Annotated in this window: 14 protein-coding genes; 9 read left to right on the top strand and 5 right to left on the bottom strand. The window is 58.1% G+C overall.

Annotated elements, in window-relative coordinates:
• Window positions 1–120 precede the first annotated feature (120 nt).
• The 4 genes from D777_RS06980 to D777_RS06965 are packed head-to-tail and all read left to right on the top strand — an operon-like array spanning window position 121 to window position 3,915.
• Entirely contained in the window at window positions 121–897 is a 777-nt protein-coding gene (locus tag D777_RS06980; RefSeq protein WP_036129917.1) for a (Fe-S)-binding protein, read from the top strand.
• Window positions 894–2,324: a LutB/LldF family L-lactate oxidation iron-sulfur protein gene (locus D777_RS06975; protein WP_036129915.1), complete on the top strand. Its 1,431-nt coding sequence runs from the start codon at window positions 894–896 to the stop codon at window positions 2,322–2,324. Before D777_RS06980 ends, D777_RS06975 begins: the two co-directional genes overlap by 4 nt.
• Complete coding sequence (locus D777_RS06970) at window positions 2,321–2,977, top strand: LutC/YkgG family protein (RefSeq protein ID WP_036129913.1); 657 nt, start codon at window positions 2,321–2,323, stop codon at window positions 2,975–2,977. The genes D777_RS06975 and D777_RS06970 overlap by 4 nt, the downstream gene beginning before the upstream one ends.
• Window positions 2,974–3,915 (top strand): DMT family transporter, encoded by a 942-nt coding sequence (locus D777_RS06965; protein WP_036129910.1) that lies wholly within the window; start codon window positions 2,974–2,976, stop codon window positions 3,913–3,915. The genes D777_RS06970 and D777_RS06965 overlap by 4 nt, the downstream gene beginning before the upstream one ends.
• Window positions 3,916–3,924: 9 nt before the next feature.
• Here D777_RS06965 and gloA read toward each other — a convergent pair whose 3' ends face one another.
• Window positions 3,925–4,473, bottom strand: a complete 549-nt coding sequence (gene gloA / locus D777_RS06960; RefSeq protein ID WP_036129909.1) for a lactoylglutathione lyase — start codon at window positions 4,471–4,473, stop codon at window positions 3,925–3,927.
• A 138-nt stretch (window positions 4,474–4,611) separates the two neighbouring features.
• Window positions 4,612–5,751: an alkane 1-monooxygenase gene (locus D777_RS06955; protein WP_081849493.1), complete on the bottom strand. Its 1,140-nt coding sequence runs from the start codon at window positions 5,749–5,751 to the stop codon at window positions 4,612–4,614.
• Window positions 5,752–6,010: 259 nt separating this feature from the next.
• On the opposite strand from D777_RS06955, the gene D777_RS06950 reads away from it, so the two are divergent.
• The 5 genes from D777_RS06950 (at window position 6,011) to D777_RS06930 (ending at window position 12,385) form a co-directional block, all read left to right on the top strand.
• Complete coding sequence (locus D777_RS06950) at window positions 6,011–6,667, top strand: GntR family transcriptional regulator (RefSeq protein ID WP_036129908.1); 657 nt, start codon at window positions 6,011–6,013, stop codon at window positions 6,665–6,667.
• A gap of 293 nt (window positions 6,668–6,960) precedes the next feature.
• Complete coding sequence (locus tag D777_RS06945; protein WP_036129907.1) at window positions 6,961–7,977, top strand: DUF6160 family protein; 1,017 nt, start codon at window positions 6,961–6,963, stop codon at window positions 7,975–7,977.
• Window positions 7,978–8,042: 65 nt separating this feature from the next.
• Complete coding sequence (locus D777_RS06940) at window positions 8,043–9,101, top strand: lysylphosphatidylglycerol synthase transmembrane domain-containing protein (protein ID WP_036129906.1); 1,059 nt, start codon at window positions 8,043–8,045, stop codon at window positions 9,099–9,101.
• The gene (locus D777_RS06935; protein ID WP_036129905.1) at window positions 9,098–11,335 is read left to right on the top strand and encodes a glycosyltransferase; all 2,238 of its coding nucleotides are present in this window, start codon (window positions 9,098–9,100) and stop codon (window positions 11,333–11,335) included. The genes D777_RS06940 and D777_RS06935 overlap by 4 nt, the downstream gene beginning before the upstream one ends.
• A gap of 102 nt (window positions 11,336–11,437) precedes the next feature.
• Window positions 11,438–12,385, top strand: a complete 948-nt coding sequence (locus tag D777_RS06930) for a YbgA family protein (RefSeq protein WP_036129903.1) — start codon at window positions 11,438–11,440, stop codon at window positions 12,383–12,385.
• Here the strand turns inward: D777_RS06930 and D777_RS06925 are convergent, their stop codons facing one another.
• The 3 genes from D777_RS06925 to D777_RS06915 form a co-directional block, all read right to left on the bottom strand.
• Window positions 12,386–13,117 (bottom strand): DUF481 domain-containing protein, encoded by a 732-nt coding sequence (locus D777_RS06925; protein WP_036129900.1) that lies wholly within the window; start codon window positions 13,115–13,117, stop codon window positions 12,386–12,388.
• A gap of 20 nt (window positions 13,118–13,137) precedes the next feature.
• The gene (gene trhO / locus D777_RS06920; protein ID WP_036129898.1) at window positions 13,138–14,172 is read right to left on the bottom strand and encodes an oxygen-dependent tRNA uridine(34) hydroxylase TrhO; all 1,035 of its coding nucleotides are present in this window, start codon (window positions 14,170–14,172) and stop codon (window positions 13,138–13,140) included.
• A gap of 173 nt (window positions 14,173–14,345) precedes the next feature.
• The gene (locus tag D777_RS06915) at window positions 14,346–15,077 is read right to left on the bottom strand and encodes a DsbA family protein (protein WP_036129896.1); all 732 of its coding nucleotides are present in this window, start codon (window positions 15,075–15,077) and stop codon (window positions 14,346–14,348) included.
• Between the last annotated feature and the right edge of the window lie 61 nt (window positions 15,078–15,138).

Here is a 15,138-nt window from a genome sequence, read left to right as displayed (position 1 = left end):
AGAGGCGAACCTTCTTCCTTGGCCTACGCCCCTTCCCCTCCGCAGAAAGTCGTCTGGCAACAGCCAACGCAGCCCCCTATTATGATGAGATAACAATTCAAAACAGTTGAGTGTCGGCGTATGGCTGATCCCATCAAGGTTTATCCCGCAAAACCCCGGAAGGTCTATTTTTTCGGGACCTGTCTGGTGGACATGTTTTATCCGGATGCCGGCATCGCCGGCGTCGAATTGCTGGAACGGGAAGGTATCGAAGTGATCTTTCCCCAGGGCCAGACCTGCTGCGGCCAACCGGCCTACACCTCCGGTTATCACGATGAGGCCCGCTCCGTAGCCAGGGCCCAGCTGGACCTGTTTCCGGAGGACTGGCCCATTGTGGTGCCCTCGGGGTCCTGCGGCGGGATGATGCGTAAGCACTACCCGGCCCTGTTCAGGGATACCGGCGATGAGGCCAGGGCGGCCAGCGTTGCCGAGCGGGTATGGGAGCTGACGGATTTTCTGCTCAATGTCTGCCACATCAAACTGGAGGACCTCGGGCAGCCCACGAAAGTGGCCATGCACACCTCCTGCTCCGCCCGCCGGGAAATGGGGGTTGCCGAGGTGGGCCCCGCTCTTATAGGCCAGCTCAATAATGTCACCCTCGTGGAGCAGGTTCGGGCCGAAGAATGCTGCGGTTTCGGCGGCACCTTTGCCGTTCGCCATCCGGAGATTTCCGGTGCCATGGTAAGTGAGAAAGTCGACGCACTTGTGGAAACCGGCACCCAGGATTTCGTCACCACCGACTGCGGCTGCCTGATGAACATCGCCGGTTACGCCGAGAAGAACCGAAAACCACTTACCGGACAGCATATCCTCAGCTTTCTATGGGAGCGTACCAATAAGGCAGGAGGTGGATCGTGACTGACTCGGCCCATCATCACGTCGACGTAAAACAGTTCCACCCCCGGGCGCGGGAGGCCATTGGCAATCCGAAAATCCGGCAGAACTTCCGCCGGGCCATGGACGGATTGATGGCCAAGCGCAAAAGCGCCTTTGAGGGCTGGGACCTGGAGACCCTCCGGGAACTTGGCGCCAACATCCGCCTGCGCGCCCTTGCCAACCTGCCCGATCTTCTGGAGCAGCTGGAGCAGAAACTCACCGACAACGGGATCAAGGTGCACTGGGCCGTTGATGGCGACGAAGCCTGCCGCATCATCCGCGATATCTGCGTTGCCCGCGATGCGAAAAGCGTCATCAAGGGCAAGTCGATGGTCTCCGAGGAAATGGAGCTGAACCACTACCTTTCCGGTGAGGGCATTGAGGCGCTGGAATCGGACCTGGGCGAATACATTGTCCAGCTCGCCGATGAAACGCCGTCGCACATCATCATGCCGGCCATCCACAAGAATACCGGCGAGATCTCAGAGCTGATGCACGACAAGACCGGCACGGACCTCTCCAACGATGTGGAGTACCTGACCGCCAGCGCCCGCCAGCAACTCCGGGAAAAGTTCATGAACGCCGATGTGGGCGTGTCCGGGGTCAACTTCGCGGTGGCGGAAACCGGAACGCTCTGCCTCGTCGAGAACGAAGGCAACGGGCGCATGACCACCACGGTTCCCCCCTGCCATATTGCTGTGACCGGCATAGAGAAGGTGGTGCCGAGCCTGGAGGATGTTTCCGCCCTGCTGGCGCTGCTGACGCGCTCAGCCACCGGTCAGCACATTACCACCTACTTCAACATGATTTCCGGGCCGCGAAAGCCCGAGGAACTGGATGGTCCGGAAGAGGTTCATCTAGTGCTGGTGGATAACGGCCGTGCCACCATCTATCAGGACGATGAACTGCTGGATACGCTGCGCTGCATCCGCTGCGGCGCCTGCATGAACCACTGCCCGGTCTACACCCGCGTGGGCGGCCACGCCTACGGCACCACCTACCCCGGCCCGATCGGCAAGATTTTGATGCCGCACATGGTGGGGCTCGATGAGGGCCGGCACCTGCCGACGGCCTCAAGCCTTTGCGGTGCCTGCGGTGAGGTGTGCCCGGTGAAGATCCCGATCCCGGACCTGCTGGTGCGTCTGCGCCAGGAGTCGGTGGATGGTGACAAGCTCCACCCGGCCCGCGTCCGTGGTCACGGAGCCAAACGCAGTTCCCTGGAAGCCATGATATGGAAAGGCTGGAGCTGGATGCATTCCAACGCTGGCGTTTATCGTTTCGGCACTGGCCTGGCAACCCGGTTCCGGATGCTTCAGCCCGGCAAGGCCGGCGCCTGGACCGATTACCGCACAGCTCCGAAACTGGCCAGCAAGACCCTCCATGAACGCATGAAGGAGCGCAAGCAATGAGCTCCCGTAACACCATCCTGCAACGCCTGCGCAACCGCAGCGGGGGAACCCTATCCGCACCCGAATGCGATTTTTCCGTGCTCAAGCGGCCGGACTGGAGCACCGCAGAGCGGCTCGACCGGTTTGAGCAGATGATCGAGTCGGTGCACGGCGAGGTACACCGCTGTACCGAAGACTCCTGGGTGGACCGCCTCGCTGAAGTGCTGACAACGCGGGGCGCCCGAAATCTTCTGATTCCAAAGGAACACAGCATTGGCCTGCGCCTCAGAACGGAAGCACAACGCGAAGATCTCCCGAACCTGCTGATCTACGATGAACCCATCGAGAGCTGGCAGTCGGTGCTGTTCAACGATGTGGATGCCAGCATCACCTCAACCCGTGGCGGCATTGCCGAAACCGGCTCGCTGATCCTCTGGCCGACGCCGGATGAACCGCGACTGATGAGCCTGGTGGCCCCCATTCACATCGCGGTGCTCCGGGCCGACGAACTCTATACCACGCTCCATGACGCCATGCGCGCCCAGAACTGGGCCTCTGGTATGCCGACCAACGCCCTGTTAATCTCTGGCCCATCCAAAACCGCCGACATCGAGCAAACCCTGGCCTACGGTGTTCACGGTCCCAAAGAGCTGATTGTATTGGTCATTGAATGATTCGAGGCGCTCTCCTGATCGCCCTGGCAGCCCTGCTCTGGGCGACCACGGGCATCGTCGCAAAATTCCTGTTCACCGGCACCGAGCTACAACCGATCACCCTCGGATTCGTTCGTCTGGTGGTCGCTGTACCTTTTTTCTGGTTGCTGATGCGGCGCGAGCAACACCAGCTCCGGCAGAGCCATCATGGCAGCGCGTCCCTGCGAAAACTCGGCAGGAAGGCGTTGCTGCCCCTGGCCGCCCTGGGCTTTTTCCAGGCGTTCTATCAAGGCAGCTATCTTCTGGCAGTGGACCTGACCGGTGCCGGGATTGCCACGCTGATCGCCCTGTGTCTGCCCCCGGTTCTGGTTTCCCTTCTCGCGGCACCGCTTCTGGGCGAAAAGCCGGGCTGGCTGACGATCCTGGCGCTGATTGCCGCAATCATTGGTACCGGGATGCTGGTGCTTAGCGATATGGACACCGCAGGCACCCTCCGCCTGGCGGGCATTCTGGTGGCGTTGCTGGCAGCGGTGGTCTACAGCGGCTTTACCCTGACCAGCCGCTACAGCTCGTCGGGCACACCGGTGTTTACCACCGCCTTTATCTGCTTTTTTACCGCGGCGCTGATCCTGTTTCCCGTGGTCGCGCTCACTGGCGGCTTCGAGGGCCTGGAGTCCCTGAACGTCCGCCATTGGCTGATGATTGTGTACATTGGCGTGGTACCGACCTGCATCGGCTATGTCAGCTTCTTTACGGGCATGAAGACCACCCCGGCCACCTTATCGAGCATCATTGTCACCATGGAACCGCTGTTTGTGGCGCTCCTGGCGTGGTTGTTCCTGGGAGAGGTGCTGGGCCCTGTCGGCATTGCAGGCGCCCTGATACTGACGGCAGCGGTGATCGTGGCTTCACGGTATGGCGGGAAGAGCGGCACCGGCGAGAAGGCCGATGCCGGCTAGCAGGCTGAATCAGCTTTCGCGGGCCTGCTTCTGCAGCATGTTGGGCTGCAGGATTTCAATCCAGTACCCGTCCGGATCCTTGATAAAGGCCAGGCCTTTCATTTTTCCGTCGTCGGGCTTCTTCACGAATTCCACATCCAGCTTCTCGAAGCGATCAGCTGCGGCGTACACATCTGGAACGGCAATGCCGATGTGCCCATAGCCCTGGGGCTGATCATTCCCGTTGTGATACTCGAATTCTTCGTCGTTTTCGGTACCCCAGTTATGGGTCAGCTCCAGCATCGCTTCACGGCCAAACGTGAAGGTGGTGCGGTAGTCATCGTCCTGAGGCACCTGAGCGGCCTGGCGATCATCCAGGTATCCCAGGAAATACAGGGAAAACTTCATCTCCGGGAAATCCAGCTTGCGCACCAGGCGCATGCCCAGAACACGGCTGTAAAAGTCCAGTGAGCGCTTGGGATCCTTGATACGGAGCATGGTCTGGTTAAACACGTAACCCTCGGTCTCGGGAACGGGGTCGTCGTAAAGGCCGGGTGCCTGCTCGAAATGCTTGGGCATGATGTTGTCCCTTTTTGCTCGCGGAGTTTAAACGATATACCTGTGTGCGTTTCAGCGAGATTTCAAGGGTGTGATAAAAACCCGCGGAGACCGTCGCCTCCGCGGGTTCAAAAAGGCCTTTGCCAATTGGCTCGATGCTCAGGAAGCCAGCTGATGCTCCTCGCCTTGATAGTAGGCCTCAACGCGAGGGTTCATCACTCGTTTCCAGAGTGGCGGGAACATCGCCAGAACGATCATCGCGGCATAGCCGGCGGGCAACTGCGGCGAAATATCATGGTGCCGCAGAACCTGGTAACGGCGCTTGGCGTAGGCGTGGTGGTCGCTGTGACGCTGCAGGTGAAACAGGAAAACATTGGTGAGGAAGTAGTTGCTGTTCCAGCTGTGCTCCGGCGTTGTACGCTCGTACCGGCCGTTCTCCAGCTTGCGACGATGTAAGCCGTAGTGTTCCAGATAGTTCACGATCTCAAGCAGTGTGAAAGCGATAAAGCTCTGGCCCAGGAAAAACGCGGCCCCAATCCATCCAAACGCCACGGTGAAGCCCACCAGAGCCAGCAGGCTGATGCCGTACCACCAGAGCAGCTCATTGCGCCAGCTGAAGACCGGCGTGCCCTTGCGGGACAACTTCTGGGCCTCCAGCTTCCAGGCGTTCAGGAAGTTGCGAACGTAGGCCTGAGGCAGAAAATCATACAGTGACTGGTTGTAGCGGGACGATGAGGCATCTTCCGGTGTGGACACATGCACATGGTGGCCACGGAGGTGTTCCACCTTGAAACCGCCGTAACACACCAACGACAGCAGAAAACCGCCAGCCCGGGTCTCCAGCTTTGCGTCCTTGTGAATCAGTTCATGGGCAACATTAATGCCGAGACCGCCCACAATACCGACCGAGACAATCCAGCCCAGACCACCCATGAGGCTGAACGTCCCCGAACCCAGAATCCACATACTCCAGAGCAGCAGAACGGCAAAACCGGCCACCCAACCCAGGGTGATTACCCGGTAGAACAGCTCACTGTTCATCGCCGGCACTTCCACTTCTTCGTCCGGATTGAGCGCATCTTTACCAAGCAGGAGATCAAGCACCGGGATAATGCCGAACACCACAACGGGCACGCCCCAGGCAAACACGTTTACCAGATTCAGAGCCTCACCAGCCGCCAGTAGCAGCGGTGGTAACAGCAGGGGAATCATCGCGATCAGATAGCTGTACTTCTTCAAACCCAGAAGCACTTTCCTGCGGGCCGCTTCCCGATCCATGTTCAGGGGGTGGGTACTCATAACCATTTCTCCCGTTCCAGTTGTTGGCGATTAAATAATCACCTTTTGTTTTGTGCATTATTGTCCTACAATGCATCAATCGTCAACAAAATTGAGCAGTTTTTTACGGGTGATTCTGGAATCCACCACAGATCAATGCGTTGACGCTCCCCGGAACCAAGGCTGTGATAGACTCATGCGCACCACGATGACGAATGCGACAACAACCGGCATCCCTTCTCCGGCGTACCGGTTGTTGCCACCTGTTCAGAGAGCCCTTATGGATTTTCAGGTTCCCAATACCCTGGCAGAGCAGATTGCCAACTATCTGGCGGAAAGGATCATGACCGGCCAGATCCGGCCCGGTGAACGTATTCAGGAAGCAACGCTGGCCACAGAATTGAAGGTGAGCCGCGCCTCGGTCAAAGAGGCCCTCTACACACTGGAGCGCTGGCACCTGGTGGAAATCACCCCACGTAAAGGGGCTTCCGCCACCCGCCTGGACGCCGACCACGCCTCCGAGCTTTACGATGTGTACATGCACCTGCTGATGATGCTGGTCACCCGGCTCTGCGAGCGCTGGCAGGAACCCGACAAGCAGACCATGCTGGATGTTGTCGCCAGAGTCGTGGAGCAAACCAAGCATGCCTCTGCGGATATCACGGCCATTGTTGAGGCCAGTTTTGAAGTCATGGAGGCCTGCGGCAAGGTCGTCGGCAATCCATACCTTTCCGAGGCCCTGTCCAACTTCAAGCCTGCCGTGAGCCGAGCCTACTACCTCAGCGCCGATCGCTACCGCCAGGACCTCAAGAAAACCGCCACCTTCTTCACCGAGCTTCCCCAGGCCGTGATCGCCCGGGATGCCGACCGAGCCCAGATGCTGATCCGGGATTTTGCCGAGCATCAGAAGCTCTTGATCCGGCAAGCACTCGATTAACCTGCAAAGCTGGATTGAGCGGTCTGCCAGGCCTCCCCAAAACCTTGCGTAGCCAGGGATGGCGGAGCAGAGCATACAGGGATGTATTCACAGCGTGTTTTGGGGAGGCCTGGCAGACTGCTCACACTCCGAAGCTGTGACCAAACGCACAGACCTGTCGCCGTTTCACGCCTATCGTAACAACGTGTAACAAGCTCAATTTATTGCTGCATTGGTTGTGCTGTCCCCTGCGGCCCGGATTGCCGACGCATCCAAATACAAAAAACAATCAGGAAACGGATTTTGGGGCCAACATGACTCAGTTACCCGTCCAATCGAAACAACGTATGCTTCCCGCGCTGGTTTTCGCACTGTCCCTGCCTTCGGCTGCCATGGCCGAGTTCAAGCCCATGGATGATGGTGCCATGTCCAGTGTGACCGGCCAGGCCGGGGTGACCATCGAGCTGGAAACCAAGGTGAACATGGACCGCCTGACGTGGACCGATGAAGGTTCGTTGAACGTCAATGGCTTGCGGCTGTCGGGTCACAACGACACCACCATGGACAACATGAAGCTGACCGTCGATATCGCGGGTCAGAATGAGGTGCTGGAGCACGGCTTCTCGGAAATTGCACGCCGGGCGGACGCCGGGCTTCTGGATCCGGGTAGCAATGCGGATATCGCCGACGCCCTGGCCACTTACGACACCGGTGCCGGCTTTGGTAAGCAGTTCAACAGCGGTGATCTGGTCATTCACCTGGGCGCGACGGATTATGGCGACCCCACCAACCTGACCGACTATCTGCAGGCGGTGGATTTTGAGCTGGCCGTCGACAGCCTGACCACCAGTGGTACCGAAGGCACCACCAGCCTGTTCTCCAACGTGTTGCTGCAAGGCTATGTAGGCCCGACCGATCTGGTGATCCGCAATGGCGGCACATCCACCCGAACGCTGGCCAACGGCAATACGGTCTCCGGCTCCGAGCTACAGCTCGACACTCACTTCGAGATTACCGACGGCAGCCTGAATTGGGATGCCGCAGACCTGATCCTGATATTCAACTTTGCCGCTGTCGGCATTGAAGGCCTCCAGATTCACAATCGCCGCGGCAACGACACGCTCGGCCACTTTGGTATGGCCAGCGCGACGGCGAAACTGTCGAAGGGAACCAGTGCCGCTTCCGGCAAGGAAGGGCTTTCCGTGCACGACGTGGAATTCCGGGCCGATATCGACATGCCGGTGTTCCGAATCGGTCAGGCGAGTATCGGTAGCGTGCAATTTACCGATTTCGCCATCACGGATACCACCATGATGGTGTATGGCCACTAAAACGGCACTGGACAGCCCTCGCCCAGACTCCTGTACACTGCCCGTCTCATCCTGACGGGCAGCCCATGACCGAAACCACTGACTCAGACTACGCGAAGAAGACCTCCTGGCGCAGGCTGCTTGTGTTCAGCCTGATCTTCATCGCCATGACCGGCATCGGAGTCTATACCGTATTTGATCGCTTCGCCGGTCGCAGTTTTACCTTCGACAGTCAGTTACTATCACCCACGACCGTCCTCGCGGTTATTGCCCTTCTGGCCGTCTACTTCCTGTCTGACGGGCTGCGCCTGCATTATGCACTGAGGGCGCTCGGCCACAAGCTTCCGTTCAAGGTGCTGTTTCGGCTGGTCTTCATCAACCTGTTCTTCTCAAACGTGACCCCCATGGCCACGGGCGGCGGCTTTGCCCAGGTCTGGTATCTGCACCAGCATGGTGTCCCCATGGGGCGAGCCACGGCGGCCACCACAATTCGAACGGTGCTGGCGGTGGCCTTCATTTTTTCGCTGACACCGGTTTTCCTGCTCACCCTCGATGCGCTTCAGGGCCGAACCATTGCGGGTAATGTCGGGGTAGCGCTGGCAGTTTTCATCGCACTCTACCTTGGATTCTTTGCCGTGCTTCTGTTCCGTACCCACTGGCTGATCGGTCCTCTCAGTCGTGTGCTCTCCGGGCTGCACCGCATGCACCTGCTCAACGAGTCCCGGCACCGGCGCTGGCAATTTCGCGCGCGACGGGAAATGCTGAGGTTTTCCCGAAGTTTCGGCGATTACCTGAGCGGTCGTCCGTTATTCATTGGGCTATCCATAGTTTTTACCGCCCTTTTCCTGCTCAGCCTGTTCAGTTTCCCCGCCGTGCTGATGTTTGGACTGGGGTACGACGTGGATTACCTGTCTTCGCTTGGGCTTCTTGTCGTCACCACGTTCATCATGTACTTCTCACCCACACCGGGCGCTTCCGGTATTTCCGAGGGGGTGTTCGGGAGTTTCTTCCGGGATATCCTGTCCGGTAACCATTTGGTTCTGGTGACCGTGGTGTGGCGGGCACTGACCATTTACCTGGGCATGATTATTGGCCTGATGGTGCTGCAAAAGGAACTTCTCAAAAACCACAGGACACCCCGATGACTTTTCGAAATCCGCTCAAGTGGTTGTTTTACATCTGCCTCGCAATCGTAGGCCTGCTGGTGGCCTACAAAACGTACCTGAATCTTTTCATGGAGGATTTCCAGGGCGTTCACACTCTACAGGTGGAGCGAATCCAGAGCCGAGTCAGCGAGGGAGAAGCCGTCAGTTTCGCCGTGGTCGGCAACATCAACAATTCCATTGGTATCTTTGAGGAGCGCATCGTACCGGAGCTGAACGCGTCCGATCTCGACTTCATGGTATCCGCAGGCAATGCCGTCAGCGGTGGCGGCGAAGACAAATACCGGGCGCTGTATGGCAGCCTGGGGCATCTGACCATTCCTTACCTGCTGACGTTCGGCGCTCACGAATACGAGGAATTTGGCAGCTTTCGCTTTTACGACCACTTCGGACCGCACTTTTTCAGTATCCGCGCGGGCAGTAGCCGCCTGATTTTTCTCGACAGTACCGGCAAGACACCCTGGCAATGGCAAATCCGCTGGCTGGATGACCTGCTGAGCCAGGACGACTCGAAAGCCCGCTTGTTGTTTATCGGCCACCCACCGATGACCGCCGAGGACGCGCCGTTTGATCGCAGAAAAGATTACCTGCACCCCCCCGCATTCCGAAGCGCACTGATGCAGCAAATCAAAGAGCATGATGTTGATATGGTGTTTTCCGCCAATCTGTCCACTTACGAGGAGGAACAGGTTGGGGATACTCTCTTTATCACCACCGGTGGCGCCGGGGGGCTGGTGCTTAACAACGACACGAGTTTCTATCACTTTGTGCAGGTAAATGTGAGCCCGGACGGTGAGGTCAGTCACAGCCTGAAACGGTTGAAAGTGGGACAACACCCGATTCTGAAGCAACTGGAAAGCCTGTGGTTCTTTATCTACTCCCTGCTGTACTCGGGCTACGTGAACTTTATCATCATACTTGCCGTGTTCGTCGCACTGACGATCAAGCTTTATAGCGTTATTTTCGTTGGCAAGGATTACTACCCGGACTACGACCTCGACCCCGCGCCCTGGCTGGAGAAACCGCTCCGAGTGGCCATGTTCACCAACAACTACCTGCCGTTTATTGGCGGCGTTCCGATATCAATCGAGCGCTTGCGCAGGGGGCTTGAGGCACTGGGGGACAAGCTACTGATCGTGGCTCCCCGCTACCGGGACCAGCCCCCGCATGAAGACCATGTCCTGCGGGTACCCTCCCTGTTGGCGCTCGGGGAGAAGCGGGAATTCCGCTTGGCCAACATTTTTCTGGCCCGGATTCGTCACGGCGTCCGGCAATTCAGACCCGATATCATCCACATCCATCATCCATTCTGGCTGGGCTCATTGGGGCTGTTCATGGCCCGGGTACTCCGTGTGCCTGCCGTGTACACCTACCACACCCGGCTCGAACACTATGCCCATTTCGTTCCGCTTCCGGGGATGCTGTTCCGGAACCTGATTTCCCACGCGCTGATCAAGCGCTTCGCGAACCGTTGTGATGGTGTGATTGTGCCTACCTACTCCACAGAGGAATACCTGAGGATGATTGGCGTGAAAACGCCGACGTTTGTGCAGCCTACCGGCATCGAGTACCAACGCTTTCAGGAAGTCAGTGGTGAGGACGTTAACAAGCTTCGCCAGCAGCTCGGTCTTGCGGGTGAGAGAGTGTTCATCAGCGTGTCGCGGCTATCCAACGAAAAGAACATCGACTTCATGATCGAAGCCATCGACACGCTCCGGCACAGGACCGATGTTCCGTTCCGCTTCCTGATGATCGGTGACGGCCATCAGCGGGATCGTCTGCAACAGAAGATCAAAGAGCGCGGGCTGGAAGACCATTTCACTCTGGTCGGCGCGGTACCTCCGGAGGATATGGCCACCTGGTATCACCTGGGCGATGCCTTTCTTTTTGCCTCCAAATCAGAAACCCAGGGCATGGTGATCCTGGAAGCCATGGCCGCCGGGCTGCCCGTTGTCGCCGTTCGCTCCAGCGGGATTGAAGACGTGGTTCGCCACGGCTTCAATGGTTTCAAGACACCCGAAAAACAGGGGCAATGGGTGGAACAGGCACAAAAGCTGCTGGAGGACGATTCCCTGCGGAAGACCCTCGCAGAGCAGGCCCTGACGTTTGCGGCGGATTACTCGGTGGAACAGTTTGCAAAAGACGTTCGCGAGATCTACGCCAGCACACTGGCATTGGCAGAAAAGAAGCGGAAACAGATCTGGAAGACCAACTGACGTTCCCATCGCCGCCATGATCGGTTTAGACTGGAATCACGTACGAATCGTTACGCATTGCCCGGTTTCTTCCCGGGCAGACTTCATCACCGGAGACTTAACGTGAGCGATATCCCCGTAGGCATCAGCACCTGTCTTCTCGGCAAAGAAGTACGACATGATGGTGGCCACAAGCATTCCCGTTACTGCACCCAGGTGCTGGCCAAGCACTTCGAATTCCGTTCGATCTGCCCGGAGCTGGAAGCCGGGCTCGGCGTTCCCCGCCCAGCGATCCATCTTCGAGAATACGAGGACGGTATTCGTCTGATCGAGTCCAAGGGTTCCGCAGATCACACCGAGGCCATGGCTGGCTTTATAGACCAGGTCATGCCGACACTCGCGGATCTGCGGGGGTACATTCTGATGGCCAAATCCCCGAGTTGCGGGATGGAACGCATCAAGATCCACAACGAAGAGGGCCGGGTTACCCGTCGCGATGGTCGGGGCCTGTTTGCCGAGGCTCTGATAAACGCTTATCCCCTGATGCCGGTTGAAGAGGAAGGGCGCCTGAACGACGATCAGATCCGTGAGAATTTCATTGAGCGGGTATTCGCGTATGACGACTGGATGCAGAACGTGGCTGGGGACAAGCTGACACCTCAGGCTCTCATCGAGTTTCACACCCGCCACAAGTTCCAGTTGCTGGCGCATTGCGAGCCGATCTATCGGCAGCTCGGGCCCATGTTGGGAGACCTGAAGTCTGAACCGCTGGAACAGATTGCCGACCGCTACATTCACCTCTTCATGGAAGCGATGAGCAAGAAGGTCAGCCGGGGTTCACACATGAATGCCATGCAGCACCTGATGGGCTACCTGAGGGACTCCATGGGCGATGAAGACCGCAAGGTACTGATGGAACAAATGGAGGCCTATCGCCGGGGCGAGGTCCCCCTGGTGGTTCCGATGACGCTGCTACGGATGGCGCAGCGCCGGGAACCGGTGGACTACCTGCATGTGCAGAAATACCTGACGCCTTACCCGGATGAGCTTGGCCTCAGGAACAACCTCTGATCAGAAGCCGTAAAGCAGCGACAGGGAAAATTCCTTGTCGGTGCTTTCAGACCCGGCGGGGGGATCAGACACATGCTTGATACGGTAGGCGGCTTTCATGGATAGATTGCCCACGACGTTCGCCTGCAGGGAGGTCTCGGATTCGGTGATGGTGTTGTTGTCATCCAGGCCGATTTCCGAGCTCAGCTTCTGGCGAAACAACGAGCTGTCCGATAACGCGTAATCAAACTGGCCGGCGAGCCGCGCGATGGCTTCCTTTTCGGTATCTTCGCCCTCGGCATTCACCGTATCCAATTTGTTGTAGCGATAACCGGCACCGGCTGACAGATCCAGGAACGAACGCTCACCGACCTGCCAGACACGGTTACCGTAACCGGTGGTCACGGAGGACTCGAAGTCATAGCCGGAAAAACGGTCATCCTCATAGGCGCCTCGCAGAAACCAGTACTGGCGCTCATCAAACTTGTAGTTGGTTTCCGCAGAGGCCCGGTATTCTTCCGCCGTGGTCTCATCCTCGGTTTCCGAGTACTTTGAGCTCAGCTCGCCCTTGCTGCGCCAGCGCTCGACTTCATGGGCCAGCCCCAACCGGCCATTAATAATGGTCTCATCGGTGTTGCCTGAGGTGATCAATACACCCAGCTCGGCCTCACCCTTCCAGTTATCATCCGTTTCCGCTTGCGCCAGGGGCGCCACAGCGACGGCCGCGGCCAGGATCGAATATCGGATACCCATAAAGTCTCCTCAGTTTTGAATCAGGCTCCCTGTGTACTCCGGTTACTACGAGTCTTCTCGCCAGCCAGACTCTTTTTGGCCTGCTGGGCTCGCTCGGCTTTCTTGAGCGCCTTGCGCTCCGCAATGACGCGGGCTGCCTCACCGCCCACGTGCTCTTCACCACGCTCACGGGCCAGCCGGATCTGACGCTCCCGCTCCGCAAAGCGGGCTTTCTGCTCTTCGGTCAGAGAATCAATGCACTGATGGCAACTGACACCCTGCTCGTACTCCGGGCGCTCTTTGTCCGCCTCGGTAATCGGTCGGCGGCAGGCATGGCACTGGTCGTAGTCGCCGCGCTCCAGGTCATGATTGACGGTGACCCGATCATCAAATACAAAGCACTCTCCGTGCCACAGGCTTTGTTCTTTGGGGACATCTTCCAGATATTTGAGGATGCCACCCTTGAGGTGATAAACCTCCTCGAAGCCCTGCTCTTTCAGATACGCCGTGGACTTTTCACAACGGATGCCGCCGGTACAGAACATCGCGACCTTCTTGTGTTTGGCCGGGTCCAGGTTCTGCTTTACGTACTCGGGGAACTCCCGGAAGGTATCCGTGGCCGGGTTGACGGCGTTCTGGAAGGTGCCGATTTCCACCTCGTACTGGTTGCGGGTATCCACCAGGACCACATCAGGATCGGATATCAGGTCGTTCCATTCTTTGGGATCAACGTAGGTACCCACGATCCGCTTCGGGTCAATTCCCTCAACGCCCATGGTGACGATCTCTTTCTTGAGCTTCACTTTGGTGCGTTTGAAAGGCTGGATGTCCACAAACGACTCTTTGTAGTCGATACCGTCAAAACGCTCATCGCTGGCAATCCAGGCCTTGACCGCATCGATCCCCTCGCGACTACCGGCGATGGTGCCGTTGATGCCCTCGCGGGCCAGCAACAAAGTGCCATGCACGTCTTTATCGAGCATCAGGTCCAGCAGTGGCTGGCGAAGGGACTGGTAGTCGTTCAGGACGGCAAACTTGTACATCGCGCAGACCACGACGTTGTTCGTGTTACTCATTACATATCTCCTGCGGGCCGGATCGTAAATCCGGAGCATGATTTTAGAAGTTGTCCGGTACTCTTGAGGGCTGTCGGCATTCAAGCAGCGCCCTGAGCAGAGCGGGCGCAAATTTTAACCAACTCTGCCACGGGTTCAAGTGCGGGCTGCCCGAAAGACCGCCCGAAGATGGGCTATTCAGCGCTGCTCGCAAGCTCCCGTTCCACAACCGCAGACAACTGCCCCCAACCGGGGCGAGTGAGCTGTATGTTATCCACCAACACCGTCGGCGTGCTCATGACTTTCATCTGAACGGCAATCTGGCGGCTTTGTTCAATGGCTTCGCGGTGCAGTTCCGTGCTCATGCAACGTCGGAACCGCGCTTCCTGCAGACCGAGTTCACCGGCGTAGCGGCTGAAGGTGGCTACCGGATCGCCAGAGCCGCTCCACTCACTCTGGGCATCAAATAACTTTTCGTGCATGGCCCAGTAGGCGTCCTGGTCGCCGGCACAGCGGGCGGCCTGGGCTGCAGGCATGGCATTCTGGTGCTGTTGCAGCGGCAGTTCGAAGTAGACGAAACGGACCTTGCCGGCCTCAACGTACTGTTGCTTCAGCTTCTCGGTCGCGTCGGAAAAACGGGCACAGGCCGGGCACTGGTAATCGGCGAACTCACGAACCACTACGGGTGCGTCAGCGTTGCCGATCGACACGCCATATTGATCAAGCTCCGATGGGAAGGGCTCTGCCCCGGGGGCTGCAACCGGAAGCTCACCCGACGTAGGATCCGGCGTTGCCGTCAGGAATGACAGACCAAACACCACCGCCGCCAGAACCAGCACAACAATACCGATGAACAGCGGCTTTCTGGATCCGTTTTTCCTGGGCGCGGGGGCTCCGGTTTCCTTCCTGCGTTTGGCCTCACCCATTTTTATCTCCTTTTTTTCTCGTATTGGTCATTCGCGGGTTGCTAAGATCCTTTATACCTGA

It is taken from the genome of Marinobacter nitratireducens (genome assembly GCF_000708045.1).
In the GTDB taxonomy this organism is placed as follows: domain Bacteria; phylum Pseudomonadota; class Gammaproteobacteria; order Pseudomonadales; family Oleiphilaceae; genus Marinobacter; species Marinobacter nitratireducens.
Note: the sequence above shows the minus strand (reverse complement) of the source record. Positions and strands in the feature narration are given on the sequence as shown.

Bases quoted from the DNA above. Each gene is read 5' to 3' on its own strand.
- D777_RS06980 (WP_036129917.1), top strand. From the start codon at position 121: ATGGCTGATCCCATCAAGGTTTATCCCGCAAAACCCCGGAAGGTCTAT.
- D777_RS06970 (WP_036129913.1), top strand. From the start codon at position 2,321: ATGAGCTCCCGTAACACCATCCTGCAACGCCTGCGCAACCGCAGCGGG.
- D777_RS06965 (WP_036129910.1), top strand. From the start codon at position 2,974: ATGATTCGAGGCGCTCTCCTGATCGCCCTGGCAGCCCTGCTCTGGGCG.
- gloA (WP_036129909.1), bottom strand. From the start codon at position 4,473: ATGCCCAAGCATTTCGAGCAGGCACCCGGCCTTTACGACGACCCCGTT.
- D777_RS06955 (WP_081849493.1), bottom strand. From the start codon at position 5,751: ATGAGTACCCACCCCCTGAACATGGATCGGGAAGCGGCCCGCAGGAAA.
- D777_RS06950 (WP_036129908.1), top strand. From the start codon at position 6,011: ATGGATTTTCAGGTTCCCAATACCCTGGCAGAGCAGATTGCCAACTAT.
- D777_RS06945 (WP_036129907.1), top strand. From the start codon at position 6,961: ATGACTCAGTTACCCGTCCAATCGAAACAACGTATGCTTCCCGCGCTG.
- D777_RS06940 (WP_036129906.1), top strand. From the start codon at position 8,043: ATGACCGAAACCACTGACTCAGACTACGCGAAGAAGACCTCCTGGCGC.
- D777_RS06935 (WP_036129905.1), top strand. From the start codon at position 9,098: ATGACTTTTCGAAATCCGCTCAAGTGGTTGTTTTACATCTGCCTCGCA.
- D777_RS06925 (WP_036129900.1), bottom strand. From the start codon at position 13,117: ATGGGTATCCGATATTCGATCCTGGCCGCGGCCGTCGCTGTGGCGCCC.
- trhO (WP_036129898.1), bottom strand. From the start codon at position 14,172: ATGAGTAACACGAACAACGTCGTGGTCTGCGCGATGTACAAGTTTGCC.
- D777_RS06915 (WP_036129896.1), bottom strand. From the start codon at position 15,077: ATGGGTGAGGCCAAACGCAGGAAGGAAACCGGAGCCCCCGCGCCCAGG.